This window comes from Pseudomonas sp. TMW22089 (genome assembly GCF_022496645.1).
In the GTDB taxonomy this organism is placed as follows: domain Bacteria; phylum Pseudomonadota; class Gammaproteobacteria; order Pseudomonadales; family Pseudomonadaceae; genus Aquipseudomonas; species Aquipseudomonas paraversuta.
In genome coordinates this window covers 82,495-97,246 of record NZ_SCFG01000004.1, presented here as the reverse complement: position 1 = coordinate 97,246, position 14,752 = coordinate 82,495, and the positions used below count along the sequence as shown (strand labels likewise).

The window sequence follows — 14,752 nt, the reverse complement described above, 5'->3', positions numbered from 1 at the left end:
TCTGGTCAGACCGCGTGTCCATCGGCAGTTGGAGGCCTGCTTTTCATTTGCAGGGCAAGTGCGCCGATGGCCACACCTGCTGCAGCGGCGCCCGTAATGGGGATATAGGCGAGCCCGAAATGGGTAATCACCCAGCCTGCACCTATGCCGCCCAACGCCGTTCCGAGGTTGAAGGACGCAATATTAAGCCCTGAAGCCACTGCACTGGACTGCGGAGTGTAGTGGTGTGCCAGGCGCAGCATGCGCAGGGTCGACATGGTCACTATGGCAAAGAACACCACTCCCAATAGCCCCACCAGCGTTAACGTGGCGATCATCGAATCGCCCCAGAGGTACAACCCCGACAGATTAAGCATCAATGCCGTCAACCCGCCGAGCAAACATCGATCGGCGTCGAAGGCATCCACGAGATAGCCCCCCAGCAAATTGCCGAGAATGGAGCAGATACCGAACACCAGCATCGCCAGGCTCAGAACCTGCGGCGGGACACGGGTGATGTCCAGCAGGAACGGCGATACGAAGGTAAAGAATGAAAAAGTCGCCACGCTCACCAGCATCGCGATCGTGGCAGCCCCCAACAGTTCAGGGTGCAACAGGGCCGCGAGGCTTTGTTTCAGGTCTGTGGTGCGGGGACTTGCGCAACGGGGTTGCTGGCGCATCAGCAGCACCAGGCCCAGGGTGCTGATCAGGCCCAGGCCGCTGATGGCCAGGAACACCATGCGCCATGACCAGTAGCTGCCGAAGAAGGTGCCCAGAGGCACGCCAAAGGCGATTGAAAGGGTCAGGCCCATCCATACCAGCGATAGCGCTCGCCCTGCGCGCACCGGGTCGACCAGTTTGACCGCCGCGTTGGAGGCCACGGCCATGAATACCCCATGCGCGAGGCCGATGATGAAACGTACGCCATGCAAGGTCAGTACATCGGGCGCCAGACTGATGGCCACGCTGCCGGCGGCAAGCACGCCGAGGGTCAGCAACAAGACGGTTTTGTCGCGCCAGTTGGCCAACAGGGCCGTGATGATCGGGGCGCCGATGGCTGCGCCCAAGGCATAGGCGGCGATGGCTGAGCCAACTTGGGAGATGGACTCATGCAAGTCCATTGAGATCGCCGACACCAGGCCGGCAACAACGAATTCGGACAGGCCGAAGGTAAAAGTACAGAGCGAAAAAATGTAGATGACGGCTGGCATAAAAACTCGGTTGTGGGGGAGGGGCGCAACCCGTTGTTGCAAAGGTGGAGGGGATAGTGCGGCGCCAAGAGTGAGATGAGAAATACTTTAAAAGTCTCTGTTTAATACTATTGGCGGGGCTTGGTTGCTTTTTGATGGCGCGAGTATTGATCCGCGGTGAATGGCTGGTTTAGTTGTGATGTTCGGCGGGTTGGCGTATCACGGGGCGGCACGATCCTGAATAACAGGTCGATTACTCAAGTATCGGTTTTTCTCGCTGACAGCTGCAGGCGCTTGCCAATAGACGTGAAAGTAATTTGCTTTATCGGTCGGCTCGGCAATGTTTGTTTGAGCTTTTTAACGGGGGCAAGTGAATCTCGGTTCATAACCATTATCTGCACCGTTGATGACGGCCGGGCCGCCAGGTTATTGATCCCGCGCACTGGCGTCGCGAGCTTGAACAGCCTGCTGGCACTCTAACTGACCCGGGCGGCCAGCATCCCCTCGACCCGGGGACCGGCGTTGAAGTCGAGCATGGAAATGAAGCTGTCCATCAGCGGTGATTGGTTGTCGATGTTCCAGCTCATATACAGGCCGATGGCCGGGTTGGGGGAGGCGGTCACGGGGTTGATCCGGCGGAACAGGACCTTGTCGCGCATGATTGAGCCGGCAATCGACTCAGGCACCAGGGCAACGCCGAAACCGCAGGCCACCAAGCCGATCAAGGTCTGGATCTGCGCAGCCTCCTGCACCACCCTGGGGTAAAAACCGGCGGCTTCACACAAGGCGATCAACTGACTGTGATAGCCGATGCCCAGGGCTTGGGGGGTGAATACGAAGTCTTCCCCGGCGAAATCCCTCAAGTCGATCCGACCTTCCTTCGCCTTCGGGTGATCGGCGGGCAGCGCCATCACGATCTCTTCGTCCAGCAGCAGGCGTGACTCGACGTTTTGCGCCGAGATCGGCAACTTGCGCATGAAGGCAATATCCGCTTCTCCCGACACAATGGCCCTGGCCTGGCTGGAAGAAGGCATCTCCTTGATGATCAACTGGACTTTGGGGTAGGACTCGCGGAACTGGCGCAAGGTACTGAGCAGTGACTCGTAGTAGGCGATCGACAACGCAGTCACCGTGAGTTTGCCGGCAATGCCCTGGGACACCTGGCGGGCGTGTTCGATGCCCAGCTCCAGCTCCTTCAACGTGCTGTAGGCAGTGTTCAGGAATGCATCGCCAGCCGGGGTCAGCTTGACCCCGCGTTTATTGCGCGTGAACAGACTGAACCCCAGTTTGTCTTCCAGCCGGTTGATGGCCTGGCTCAACGGGGGCTGGGCCATATGCAGGCGAATGGCCGCCTTGTTGAAATTCAGCTCTTCAGCCACGGCGATGAATTGGCGTAGCAGGCGGGTTTCGATCATTTCTTCTGTTCCTTCATTGAACTGATCTGTGGGCTGGGTGCGGCAATGGTAGCGGTAAACAGGCGCTCGACTAAGGCATAAACATCGCCAAGTTGTAGGTTTGATCCAAAAACGTGCAGGCGCTGTCGAGCAGGCCTGAATGCCGCGGGGACGTTTGCGGATGGGCCTTGGAATAAATAATCGTCAAGGGATCATTTGGATTGAACATCAGCTTGATAGGCCGCATGTATCAACTTGCGTCGCCGTTAGTATTAAACAATGTGCATATACATTGTCAGGCTGAGGCAGCACCCAAGAGCAAACCGATATCTTGACTCACAACATCGGTTGGGTCGGTTATCAAGCAATTGAAGAGGCCGACCCGACAACTGGAAGTGAATGGAGCTCCATGGTTGGTGGAAAGGCATAAATGATCAGATAACAGTCTTTCCGACGACACCTACAGACTCTCAGGGTCGCCAAAGAACATCTGAATTCGCGAGCGCAACCAGCGCTCCCCGGGATCGTTGTCCTGGGCGCCGCGCCATGCCATGTGCAGTTCAAAGGCCGGGGTGTCCAGCGGCGGGTCTTCGGCGCGAACGCCGCCGGCGGCGGTCAGGGCTTCGGCGGTGTAATCCGGCACGGTGGCGATGATGTCGGTGCCGGCGAGCAGGGTACTCAGGCCGTTGAACTGCGGTACGGCCAGCACGACGTGGCGCTTGCGGCCCATTTTTTCCAGCTCGGTGTCCATAAAGCCGCTGAGGTCGCCGGCAAATGAAACCAGGGCATGGGGCCGGGCACAGAAGTCATCCAGGCTTAACGGGCCGGGCACTGTGTCGGCGCGCAACAGTTTGGGCTTGCTGCGGCGCAATACCTTGCGCTTGGCATTGGCTGGCAGGTCGCTGGTATAGCTGACACCCACGGAAATTTCACCGGAGGCCAGCAGCGGCGGCATCAGGATGTAGTTGACCCGGCGCACCACCAGCACGATCCCCGGCGCTTCTGCCCGCAAGCGCTTGAGCAGCATGGGCAGCAGCGCAAATTCCACATCATCTGACAGGCCAATCCGGAATACCGAGGTGCTGGTGGCCGGGTTGAACTCCGAGGCGCGGCTCACGGCCGTGGAAATTGAATCCAGGGCCGGAGACAGCAGGGCAAAAATCTCGATCGCCCGGGCCGTAGGCTCCATGCTGCGCCCGGTGCGCACAAACAAAGGGTCGTCGAACAGGTTGCGCAGGCGTGAAAGTGCCGCACTGATTGCCGGTTGCCCCAGAAACAGTTTCTCGGCGGCGCGGGTCACACTGCGCTCATGCATCAGGGTTTCGAAGACGATCAGCAAATTCAGATCGACGCGACGCAAGTCGTTACGGTTCATCTGGCAGGCTTCACAGGCGGTTCAACGGTGAGGTAGGTAACGGATCTTACTGGCAAAACTCGTAAATCGACACACGGTAGATTGGCTTTCTGCGTTTTTACTGGCCGCAGTGCTGTTTGCCAGCGGACAAAATGCCTGCGGATCAATGTCAGGCATGTCGACTATTAATGCTGTCTGTTAGTCTTGCGCACAAAGCCCGGATAAAGTCCGTGGCATTAGCGATTAATTAGGCGAGGTTTGTAATGTCGCGCACGATCCGTTTTCACAAGTTTGGCCCGGCCGAGGTACTCACGTGCGAAGAGCACGAGGTCGCTGCGCCTGCGGCCGGGGAAGTGCAGGTGCGTGTCCAGGCTATTGGTATCAGCTGGTATGACGTGCTCTGGCGGCAGAACCTGGCCCCGAGCCAGGCCCGCTTGCCTGCAGGTATCGGCCATGAGATGGCCGGTATTGTCACTGCCGTAGGTGCCGGTGTGGAGGATCTGGCGGTGGGTGACAAGGTCGCCAGCTTTCCCGGCCAGAGTGCCAACGACTATCCCACCTATGGCGAGCTGATCGTGATGCCGCGTTCGGCCCTCACTCGCTACCCGGATGTCCTGACCCCGGTTGAGGCCAGTGTGCATTACACGCCTTTGCTGATCGCCTACTTTGCCTATGTCGATCTGGCGCGGGTCAAGCCCGGCCAGACCGTGCTGATCACCGATGCCAGCCACTGCGCAGGGCCTTCGTTCGTGCAGCTGGGCAAGGCGTTGGGGGTCAAGGTCATTGCGGCGACCCGGGATGCTGCAGAGCGTGAAGGTTTGCTGGCTCTGGGTGCAGACAAGGTCATAGTCACCGAGGAGCAGGACTTGCTGATGCAAATCAACAAGATCACTGACAACAAAGGGGTCGACGTTGTACTTGACGGCCTTGGCGGCCCGCAGATGTCGGTGCTGGGTGATGTGCTGGCCCCCCGGGGCAGTCTGGTGCTGTATGGCCTGCAGGGCGGCAACAACACCCCGTTCCCGGCCTGTGCGGCGTTCCAGAAGAACATCCAGTTCTTTGTTCACTGTATCGGTAACTTCACCGGCAAGCCGGAGCTGGGCATTGCCCAGGATGAAGAAGCCATGCAACGGGCGCTGCGCGAGATCAACCAGTTGACCGCCGACCGGGTGCTGTTGCCACTGGAAGTGCGGGTGTTCCCCTTTGAAGAGTTCGTAGAGGCCCATCGCTACATGGACGATTGCCCATGCCGTGGGCGGGTCGCCTTGCAACTGACCGACGCCTGAAACTGCCAGCGCCCCCAGTGCAAGGCTAAGGGGCGTTGATTTCACCCCGTAGTCTGCATCGCTGGCAAGCCAGGCTCCCACAGGGAGAGTTGACCGGGTTGAGTCTGCAGGAGCGGGCTTGCCCGCGATGCGGGGTCAGACGCAGCACCCCGTGGTCAGCATCGCTGGCAAGCCAGACTCCCACAGGGAGAATCGACCGGATTGATTCTGTAGGAGCGGGCTTGCCCGCGATGCGGGGTCAGACGCAGCACCCGGTGGTCAGCACCGCTGGCAAGCCAGGCTCCCACAGGGAGAATTGACCGGGTTGAATCTGTAGGAGCGGGCTTGCCCGCGATGCGGGGTCGGACGCAACATCTGCGTCAGCGCCCACTGATTTTTCATTAACAACCCGCACCACTCATCCAATAGGGTTTGCCAGAGCACCGGGCAAACTGATATCTGTACGCATATCCAGTATTCGACGCCAGTGGTTTGTCCTGCCCGTGATTTCCGATCCTCTTGAAGATCCGCTTTATTACCTGAAGAATTTCCAGCACGTGCTCGGCTGGATCGCGACCCGCTACAGCGATGTCCTCAGTACCGAAGAGCAGCAATTCATCGCCGGTTTTGCCCTGTTGCCCAATGCCTCCCAGGCGCTCTGGGTGCGCATGATCATGCGCAAGGGGCAGCACTTTCGCGCAAGCAAGCTCGACTACCCGGAAATCGGTGATTGCGCGCAGGCGGCTGCGCCTCTGCTGGCTCTGGGCTGGCTGGATGATCAGGCGCCCCTGGCCCTGGCCGAGGTGTTTGAAGTGCTGACCAAGCCGGAAATCCAGGCACGGTTCAGCGCCCATCTCACCCGGCCCAAGGGTAAAAAAACCGATTGGCTGCAGGACCTGGCCGGCGACTTTCCGCAAATACAGAGCCTGTGTGCATGGCACCCCACGCTGCAAGAACCCCTCTACAGCCTCGGCAACCGGGCGCTGGGGGATCGCCTGCGGCTGATGTTCTTTGGCAACCTCAGTCAGGGCTGGTCAGATCTGGTGTTGGCCGATCTGGGTCTGTTCACCTACGAAAAGGTTGATATCAGCCCCGAGTCACGGGCCTTGCGCTGCCGGGCCGATATTGACGGTTATCTGCATCTTTATGCCTGTCGCGAACAGTTTGAAAGTGCTGGCGATGTGAGTGCCGTGCTGCCAGCGGTGCTGGACTACGTGGCAGATAACCCCTGGCTGCAACGACGCAGGGCGCGCTTGCTGTTCCAGTTCGGCCAGCACCACGAACGGGCAGGGGAGCTGGCCCGGGCACTGGAGGTTTACCAGCACTGCGGGCACCCCGAGGCGCGCCTGCGCATGATCCGGGTACTTGAATTGCTGGAGCAATACCCGCAGGCCATGACCCTGGCAGACGCTGCGCAAGGTGCGCCGTTCAACGACGCCGAGCATCAGCAATTGCAGCGCATGCTCCCGCGGCTGCGACGCAAGCTCGGACTGCCGGCGCTGGTGCGAACCAAACCCAGCCCCCCTGAACGGTTGGACCTGAGCCTGGAGCGCATTGAGGCAACCTCGGTCGAGTTCATGGTGGTGGCACATCTGCACACGCCGGACGAGCCCGTGCATTACGTTGAAAACACCTTGATCAACGGGCTGTTTGGCCTGTTGTGCTGGCCGGCCATTTTTGCACCGCTGCCCGGGGCATTTTTTCACCCGTACCAAAGCGGCCCGGCTGATTTGCTGGAGCAAGACTTCTACCTGCGCCGGGCCGAGCTGTTCGAGGCCTGTCTGGCGCAGCTGGACAGTGGCCAGTACCTGAAGACTGTCCGCGATGCATATAGCGCCAAGTTCGGTGTGCAATCACCCTTTGTGGCCTGGAACTATCTGAGCGAGGCGCTGCTGGAAGACGCACTGACCTGCCTGCCGCCCGCCCACTTGAAGGTCTGGTTCCTGCGCCTGCTGCAGGACATCAAGGCCAACCGCTCGGGCATGCCGGACTTGATCCAGTTTTGCCCGGCGCAAAAAACCTACCGCATGATCGAGGTCAAAGGCCCGGGTGACCGTTTGCAGGACAACCAGCTGCGCTGGCTGGACCTGTGCGAGCAACATCAAATGCCCGTCACCGTCTGTTACGTGCAATGGCAGGCCCCGGGCCCTTGAACTATCGGGTGGCAGTCCGTGCCCTGTGCGAGTTCACGGCCAAGGTCGGCGATCTGGACTTGCGCTTCACCCCGTCACCCACGGCCCAGCAGGGAATTGCCGGGCATCGCACCGTCGCTTCCCGACGCAGTGCCGGGTACCAGGCCGAGTTGAGCCTGGAGGGGCAGTTCGGCGCATTGACCGTACGCGGCAGGGCGGACGGCTATGACCCGTCGGGCAATGTGCTGGAGGAAGTCAAAACCTATCGCGGCGATTTCACGGCGATACCGGCCAATCACCGTCAATTGCACTGGGCCCAGTGCCGGGTTTACGGCTGGTTGCTCTGTCAGAGCCTGCAGTTGCCCGAGGTCAATCTGGCACTGGTGTATTTCGATATCGTCAGCGAGCAGGAAACCCGGCTCCAGGAAACCTGGAGCGCCGAGCGGCTGCAGGACTTTTTCAATCAGCAATGCAGGTTGTTTTTGACCTGGGCCGATCAGGAAATGGCCCATCGTGAAGCGCGGGATGCGGCGGCCCGCAGCCTGGCGTTCCCTCATCCACAGTTTCGTACCGGGCAAAGGGCTCTGGCCGAAGCGGTGTACAAGACCGCCAGCGGCGGGCGCTGCCTGATGGCCCAGGCGCCCACCGGCATTGGTAAAACCATCGGTACGCTATTCCCCTTGGTCAAGGCCATGCCGGCCCGGGAACTGGACAAATTGCTGTTTCTGACGGCCAAGACCCCCGGGCGCAAGCTGGCCCTGGATGCCGCTCAGGTGCTTTATCCGCGAGCTGCCAACCCGGCGCTACGGGTTTTGGAACTGGTGGCCCGGGACAAGGCCTGTGAATACCCGCAGAACGCCTGCAATGGTGAATCCTGCCCGTTGGCCAAGGGTTTTTATGACCGCTTGCCGGCAGCGCGGCTGGCGGCTGTCGCACAGTCGCCGCTGGACCAGCAGACCCTGCGCGAGGTGGCCCTGGCCCATCAGGTATGCCCGTATTACCTGAGCCAGGAAATGGCACGCTGGGCCGACCTGATCATTGCCGATTACAACTACTACTTCGATTTCACGGCCTTGCTTTATGGCCTGGCCCAGGCCAACCAGTGGCGGGTCGCGACCCTGGTGGACGAGGCGCACAACCTGGTGGAGCGCGGGCGCCAGATGTACAGCGCCAGTCTGCACCAGCAAACCCTCAATAGCGTGCGCCAGGATGCCCCGCCAGCGCTGGACAAGGTATTCAAGCGCCTCAATCGGGAATGGAATGCCCTGCACAAAGACCAGCCAGGGCCTTATCAGGTGCACGGGCAATTGCCGGCTAAATGGCTCAATGCCTTGTCCGGCTGCATCACCGCCATTGGCGACTACCTTAACGATCACCCCCAGGGGCTGAGTGGAAAACTGCAAGGCTTCTACTTTGAAGCCCTGCAATTCAACCGGGTGGCGGAGTTGTTTGATGCGCATTTCCTGTTCGACGTGAGCCTGGTTGAAGGCGGCAAAAAACGCCTGTCACAACTCAACCTGCGCAATATTGTGCCGGCGCTCTTTATCGGCCCGCGACTGGCCAGTGCGCAGAGCAATGTGCTGTTTTCCGCCACCCTCAGCCCGCGGAGCTATTACACCCACTTGTTGGGGCTGCCCACTGATGCGGTGTGGATCGATGTGGAATCGCCGTTTCAGGCCCGACAACTGGCGGTACAGGTAGTCAGCCGGATATCCACCCGCTTTGTGCATCGCCAGGCCTCGCTGGAGCCCATCGTGGAGCTGATCTGCGGGCAATTCACCCGGCGCCCCGGCAACTATCTGGCCTTTTTCAGCAGCTTTGATTACCTGCAACAGGTGGCCGGGTTGCTCGCCGAGCGCTATCCGCACATTGCCCAGTGGTCCCAGGCTCGGGGCATGGATGAAGCAGCGCGCCAAGGGTTTCTCGATCAATTCACGCTCTCGGGGCAGGGCATTGGCTTTGCGGTGCTGGGCGGGGCGTTTGGCGAAGGCATCGATTTACCCGGTGCACGGTTGATCGGTGCCTTTGTCGCGACCCTGGGGCTGGCGCAGTTGAACCCGGTCAACGAGCAGATCAAGCAGCGCATGGGTGCCCTGTTCGGTGCCGGGTATGACTACACCTACCTGTATCCGGGGGTGCAAAAAGTGGTGCAGGCGGCAGGGCGGGTGATTCGCACCCAGGATGATCAGGGCACGCTGTTTCTGATTGATGACCGGTTTGCCGAGCCCAAGGTGCAACAGCTGTTCCCGCGCTGGTGGCAGTTGGGTTGAGAGCACAACCTTGTGGCACACTGCTGAGCCTGTGGTGCATGACGCGCCTTGTCCAAGCAGTGGAGTTTTATCGATGAGCATCAAACGTTTCGGTACCGGCGCAGTAGGCGCAGGTGGGCAGCCTTTACCTTTCGCCCGCGCTGTTGAAGCCGATGGCTGGCTGCATGTGTCGGGTCAGGTGGCCATGGAAAACGGCGAAATCATCAACGGCGGCATCGTTGAGCAGACCCACAAGACCATGCAAAACCTGATCGCGATTCTTGAAGAAGCCGGCTATGGCCTTGAAGACGTGGTCCGCGCTGGCGTGTGGCTGCAGGACCCGCGGGACTTCTGGAGTTTCAACAAGGTGTTTGCCTCGTATTTCAAAAGCGAACACGCCCCGGCCCGCGCCTGTGTCCAGGCGATGATGATGGTGGATTGCCGGGTCGAAATCGACTGCATCGCCTACAAGGCCAAGCGCTAAACCCTGGCTCGCGATCAATATAAAATGTGAGGAGTCGAGTGTGTCGATGACGTTGAACAATGCCCAAGTACTCAAAGGTGCTGCCAACCCCGCCGACCATCTGGTGCGTGATGTCAGTTTGCCGGCGCTGGTGATTCACCGGGCTGCACTGGAACACAATATTCGCTGGATGCAGGACTTCGTCAGCCGCAGCGGCGCAGAGCTGGCGCCCCACGGCAAGACCAGCATGACCCCGGCATTGTTTCGCCGCCAGCTGGCGCAAGGCGCCTGGGGTATAACCCTGGCCAGTGCAGTGCAGACCTGCACGGCCTATGCCGGGGGGGTGCGCCGGGTACTGATGGCCAATCAATTGGTCGGCCGCGCCAATATGGCGTTGATCGCCGGTTTGCAACAAGACCCGGCCTTCGAATTTCATTGCATGGTCGATCACCCGGACAACGTCCAGGCGCTGGGGGCTTTTTTTGCCGAGCGTGGTCAGCGTCTGAACGTGATGATCGAATACGGTGTGGTGGGCGGCCGTTGTGGCTGTCGTACCGAGCAAGAAGTGCGGGCCCTGGCTGCTGCGATCAAGGCACAACCGGCCCTGGCGCTGACCGGCATCGAAGGCTACGAAGGGGTGATACACGGCGAGCAGGCGGTCAGCGGGATTCGCGCGTTTGCCGCTTCCCTGGTACGCCTGGCCCTAGAACTGCAACGTGACGGCGCCTTTGCGCTGGACAAGCCGATCGTCACGGCCTCGGGCTCTGCCTGGTATGACCTGATTGCCGAAGGTTTCGCCGCCGAGGCGGCCAGCGGGCGTTTTCTGAGCATTCTGCGCCCCGGCAGTTATGTGGTGCACGATCACGGGATCTACAAAGACGCCCAGTGCTGCGTGCTGGACCGTCGCAGCGACTTGCACGAGGGCTTGCGCCCGGCGCTGGAAGTCTGGGCCCATGTGCAATCGTTGCCGGAACCGGGCTTTGCGGTGATTGCCCTGGGCAAGCGCGATGTGGCCTACGATGCGGGGCTGCCGATGCCGTTAAAGCGTTACCGCGAAGGGGTATTGCCGGCCGTGGGTGATGACGTCAGTGCCTGTACGGTCACGGCGGTCATGGATCAGCACGCGTTCATGACGATCGCTGCGGGCACTGAACTGAAGGTGGGCGACATCATCAGCTTCGGTACCTCGCACCCTTGTCTGACGTTCGACAAATGGCGCACGGGCTGCCTGGTGGACGAGCAACTGAATGTGGTCGAGAGCCTTGAAATAGTGTTCTGAAACCAGCGCACCAGGCTTGTGTAGGAGCGAGCTTGTCTCGCGAGCTTTTGTGCCGCTAACAGCTCGCGAGGCAAGCTCGCTCCTACAGGTTTGGTGGTGTTTCAGTCGCGGTAGAACACCTGTACCAGGTGATAGCCGAACTTGCTTTTGATCGGTCCGTGCACCACCCGCAACGGCTTTTTGAAGATGATCTGGTCGATAACGCCAACCATCTGCCCCGGACGAACCTCACCCAAATCCCCCCCACGCTTGCCTGACGGGCAGGTGGAGAATTTTTTCGCCAGCACATCGAAGGCTTCGCCCTTGGCGATGCGTTGCTTGAGCGATTCGGCTTCTTCGGCGGTTTTCACCAGGATATGGCGGGCTTGAGCTTTCATGGGGCGTATACCTTGAAACTGTGGGGCAGATTGCGCGGCCGCGGATTATGCCTGAGTTTTGCTGTTGTAGCGCGGCAGGTACAGGCGCACGCAGGTACCACTGTCGATTTCGCTGCTGATGGTCACATGACCGCCGGACTGCTGGGCAAAGCCGTAAATCATCGATAACCCCAGGCCGGTGCCCTGGCCTACAGGCTTGGTGGTGAAAAAGGGGTCGAAAGCCCTGGCCAGAATCTGCGGGGACATGCCGGTGCCGTTATCACAAACCTCCAGCAGTACATACTCGCCGGATTTGACCGGTTCCAGACTTTGCAGGTCACTGGTATCCAGGTGGCTGTTGGCGGTCTTGACCACCAGTTTGCCGCCGTCGGGCATGGCATCGCAGGCGTTGATAATCAGGTTGAGCAGGGCGCTTTCAAGCTGGCCGGTATCGGTATTGACGGCCCAGATGTCCTGGCCCAGATCGACCTGCAGGTCGATGTGGGCACCCTTGGTACGACTGAACAGCTCCTGCAGTGAGCTCACCAGGGCATTAGGGTCCAGAGGTTTGCGATCCAGCGACTGGCGGCGGGAAAACGCCAGCAGACGATGGGTCAGGGCGGCTGCCCGTTGCGCTGAAGCGACGGCGGCATCGGTGAAGCGGACTATTTCGTCACTGCGCCCGGCCGCGATATAGCGATTGGCCAGGTCCAGGCTGGCGATGATACCGGTCAGCATGTTGTTGAAATCATGGGCTATACCGCCGGTCAGCTGGCCAACGGCTTCCATTTTTTGCGCATGCCGCAGGGTGTCTTCAATCCTTTCGCGCTCGATCATCTCGCGCTGCAGTTGATCGTTGGCCTCGGCCAGGGCCTGGGTGCGTTCCGTGACACGCTCTTCAAGGGTGTCATTGAGCTCGCGCAAGGCCTGCGCTGTACGCTTGATAGACGTGCGGCGCCTGGATGTCTGAACTGCAACCATCAAAATCCCGGCCACCTTGTGCGTCTCATCGAAAACGGGACTGAAGGTCAGGTCAAGCCACAGCTCGGTTGCCAGATACTGGTCCGGAAGCACGTAGTACTGGTCAAGATAGGAGCGGCTTTCACCGGCCAGTACGGCCTCGATAATCGGCTGGCTGTATTCACGGAACTCCGGCCAGCAGCGCTGCATGGGCTGACCAAAGGCGCCCGGGTGCTTGTTACCCGCCAGCGCTGCAAAACTGTCGTTGTAGATCTGGGTCAATTGCTCGCCCCAAAACAGCAACATCGGCAGCGGGGAGTTGAGTACAAGCTGTGCGCTGGTGCGCAAGCTCTGAGGCCATTTTGCGACTTCACCCAAGGGGCTGCGGGCTAATGCCCCACGTTGGCTGACAGAAAATACGGCGCTCATGGATAAGTCCCGAGATTGAATCTGAAAATGTACCTATTAAAGGCTGAGTGAAGGCTAAAGGCTATCATTGGTACTAACAAGTCCGGCTTAGACAGTACGACTAAGGTCGAGTGAGGCTCAGGCTTGGCCTTTCGTACAATTGCGCTCTCATTTTTGATCGAAGAATCCCGTTTGGGTCGTTAACCCCAGGCGCGTCTTCGATTGTTTCTGTTTTGCGCGTCATTCGCTGCTGGAGCTTGTCCATGGTTGTCCCTTTTTCATTGTTGACGCATTGCCGGGTTGCACGTGTCGGCGCACTGGCGGTGTGTACCGGTATTGCAACACAGACCCAGGCTGGCGGGTTCATTGAAGACAGCAGCGCCAGGCTGGAAGCGCGAACGGTGTATTTCAACCGTGATTTCCGTGATGGCAGCACTTCGAACCCCCAGGGCGCCTCCAAGCGTGACGAGACTGCTCAAGGCTTTATTCTCAATCTGCAATCGGGCTACACAGAAGGCACGGTGGGCTTCGGGCTCGATGCCTTGGGCATGTTGGGGCTGAAAATCGACTCCAGCCCCGCTGACAGCAACAGTGGCTTGCTACCTTCGACCGGCAGTGATCCCCGTCGTTCCAAGGATCAGTACGCCAAATTCGGCCTGACCGGAAAAATGCGGGTATCGCACAGCGTTCTGAAGTACGGGGCGTTGCTGCCGGACCTGCCATTGCTCAAGTACAACGACGGCCGTCTGCTGCCAACCATGTTCAATGGCGCGATGCTGGAGTCCCGGGAATTGAGCGACCTGAAGTTCACGGCCATGCGCCTTGATCGCTATACCGCACGGGACTCCACCGACGCTCAGGACCTGCGCCTGAACTGCAAGAACAAGCGTTATGCCTGCAATATCACTGCCGACCATTTCAATATGTACGGCCTGGACTACAAGGTGAACGAGCGGCTGACAGCGCAATACCACTATGCCGAACTGGAGGACATCTACCGCCAGCAATTTATCGGGATAGTGGCCAGTCAGCCTGTGGGTTCGGGCGTCGTGTCGGCCGATGTACGTTTGCTCAAGAGTGATGACGCCGGTTCGGCCAAGGCCTCGACCATTGATAACCGGGCGCTTGGTGCCCTGTTCAGCTACGCATTGGCCGGTCATAAATTCAGCGCCGGCTGGCAGCGCATGAACGGCGACACCTCGATGCCGTACCTGGATGGCAGCAACCCGTATCTGGTCAACTACCTTCAGGTCAACGACTTCGCCAATGCCCAGGAGCGTTCGTGGCAGCTGCGTTATGACTATGACTTCAAGGCGGTGGGCATTAACGGATTGTCGTTCCTGACCCGTTACGTCAATGGTGACCACATCAAAGTGGTTGGCCGTAGCGAAGAAGGCAAAGAGTGGGAACGCGACAGCGAGCTCAAATACATAGTGCAAAGCGGCAGGTTCAAGGACGTCAGCCTGCGTTTGCGCAATGCCACCTATCGCACCAACTACGCGCAGTTCGCCCGCGATGTTGATGAGACCCGCCTGATCGTCAGCTATAACCTGTCGATCTGGTGATACCACGCCCCTCAACCCTGTAGGAGCGAGCTTGCTCGCGAGCTTTTCAACCAAACCGCGAAGAGCTCGCGAGACAAGCTCGCTCCTACAGAGGTCGGGGTGTGATCAGTCCAGTTGGTGGCGGTAGGGCAGGTCCGGCCCGGTTTTGCTGCAGGTCT

General features: G+C 59.6%; 10 protein-coding genes and 1 pseudogene. 6 read left to right on the top strand and 5 right to left on the bottom strand.

All coding sequences use genetic code 11. The features are described from left to right. Positions 1–5: 5 nt before the first annotated feature. From EQV90_RS05995 to EQV90_RS05985, 3 genes are all read right to left on the bottom strand, one after another. Positions 6–1,190: an MFS transporter gene (locus EQV90_RS05995; RefSeq protein ID WP_240877872.1), complete on the bottom strand. Its 1,185-nt coding sequence runs from the start codon at positions 1,188–1,190 to the stop codon at positions 6–8. 455 nt (positions 1,191–1,645) lie between these two features. Continuing rightward, positions 1,646–2,584 (bottom strand): LysR family transcriptional regulator, encoded by a 939-nt coding sequence (locus EQV90_RS05990; protein ID WP_240877871.1) that lies wholly within the window; start codon positions 2,582–2,584, stop codon positions 1,646–1,648. Between the two features lie 439 nt (positions 2,585–3,023). Continuing rightward, positions 3,024–3,938 (bottom strand): LysR family transcriptional regulator, encoded by a 915-nt coding sequence (locus EQV90_RS05985; protein ID WP_003445313.1) that lies wholly within the window; start codon positions 3,936–3,938, stop codon positions 3,024–3,026. A 242-nt stretch (positions 3,939–4,180) separates the two neighbouring features. Here EQV90_RS05985 and EQV90_RS05980 point away from each other — a divergent pair, with 242 nt between their 5' ends. The 5 genes from EQV90_RS05980 (at position 4,181) to EQV90_RS05960 (ending at position 11,305) form a co-directional block, all read left to right on the top strand. Next, positions 4,181–5,203, top strand: a complete 1,023-nt coding sequence (locus EQV90_RS05980; protein ID WP_127195441.1) for a zinc-dependent alcohol dehydrogenase family protein — start codon at positions 4,181–4,183, stop codon at positions 5,201–5,203. 482 nt (positions 5,204–5,685) lie between these two features. Beyond that, positions 5,686–7,335 carry a VRR-NUC domain-containing protein gene (locus EQV90_RS05975; RefSeq protein ID WP_003445318.1) on the top strand — a complete coding sequence of 550 codons (1,650 nt, stop codon included), beginning with the start codon at positions 5,686–5,688 and terminating at the stop codon, positions 7,333–7,335. Beyond that, positions 7,332–9,584, top strand: coding sequence for an ATP-dependent DNA helicase (locus EQV90_RS05970; protein WP_037001755.1), 2,253 nt, complete (start codon positions 7,332–7,334; stop codon positions 9,582–9,584). The genes EQV90_RS05975 and EQV90_RS05970 overlap by 4 nt, the downstream gene beginning before the upstream one ends. Before the next feature lie 73 nt (positions 9,585–9,657). Then, the gene (locus tag EQV90_RS05965; RefSeq protein WP_003445324.1) at positions 9,658–10,047 is read left to right on the top strand and encodes a RidA family protein; all 390 of its coding nucleotides are present in this window, start codon (positions 9,658–9,660) and stop codon (positions 10,045–10,047) included. A gap of 40 nt (positions 10,048–10,087) precedes the next feature. Continuing rightward, entirely contained in the window at positions 10,088–11,305 is a 1,218-nt protein-coding gene (locus EQV90_RS05960) for an amino acid deaminase (protein WP_177412908.1), read from the top strand. A gap of 101 nt (positions 11,306–11,406) precedes the next feature. Here the strand turns inward: EQV90_RS05960 and EQV90_RS05955 are convergent, their stop codons facing one another. Together EQV90_RS05955 and EQV90_RS05950 are read right to left on the bottom strand one after the other, a co-directional pair. After that, positions 11,407–11,682: a peptidylprolyl isomerase gene (locus tag EQV90_RS05955; RefSeq protein ID WP_003445327.1), complete on the bottom strand. Its 276-nt coding sequence runs from the start codon at positions 11,680–11,682 to the stop codon at positions 11,407–11,409. 69 nt (positions 11,683–11,751) lie between these two features. Then, positions 11,752–13,050, bottom strand: a pseudogene (locus EQV90_RS05950) (ATP-binding protein); the annotation flags it as partial. A 242-nt stretch (positions 13,051–13,292) separates the two neighbouring features. Here EQV90_RS05950 and EQV90_RS05945 point away from each other — a divergent pair. Further along, entirely contained in the window at positions 13,293–14,594 is a 1,302-nt protein-coding gene (locus EQV90_RS05945; RefSeq protein WP_003445331.1) for an OprD family porin, read from the top strand. The last annotated feature ends 158 nt before the right edge of the window (positions 14,595–14,752 follow it).

Bases quoted from the DNA above. Each gene is read 5' to 3' on its own strand.
- EQV90_RS05995 (WP_240877872.1), bottom strand. From the start codon at position 1,190: ATGCCAGCCGTCATCTACATTTTTTCGCTCTGTACTTTTACCTTCGGC.
- EQV90_RS05990 (WP_240877871.1), bottom strand. From the start codon at position 2,584: ATGATCGAAACCCGCCTGCTACGCCAATTCATCGCCGTGGCTGAAGAG.
- EQV90_RS05985 (WP_003445313.1), bottom strand. From the start codon at position 3,938: ATGAACCGTAACGACTTGCGTCGCGTCGATCTGAATTTGCTGATCGTC.
- EQV90_RS05980 (WP_127195441.1), top strand. From the start codon at position 4,181: ATGTCGCGCACGATCCGTTTTCACAAGTTTGGCCCGGCCGAGGTACTC.
- EQV90_RS05965 (WP_003445324.1), top strand. From the start codon at position 9,658: ATGAGCATCAAACGTTTCGGTACCGGCGCAGTAGGCGCAGGTGGGCAG.
- EQV90_RS05955 (WP_003445327.1), bottom strand. From the start codon at position 11,682: ATGAAAGCTCAAGCCCGCCATATCCTGGTGAAAACCGCCGAAGAAGCC.
- EQV90_RS05945 (WP_003445331.1), top strand. From the start codon at position 13,293: ATGGTTGTCCCTTTTTCATTGTTGACGCATTGCCGGGTTGCACGTGTC.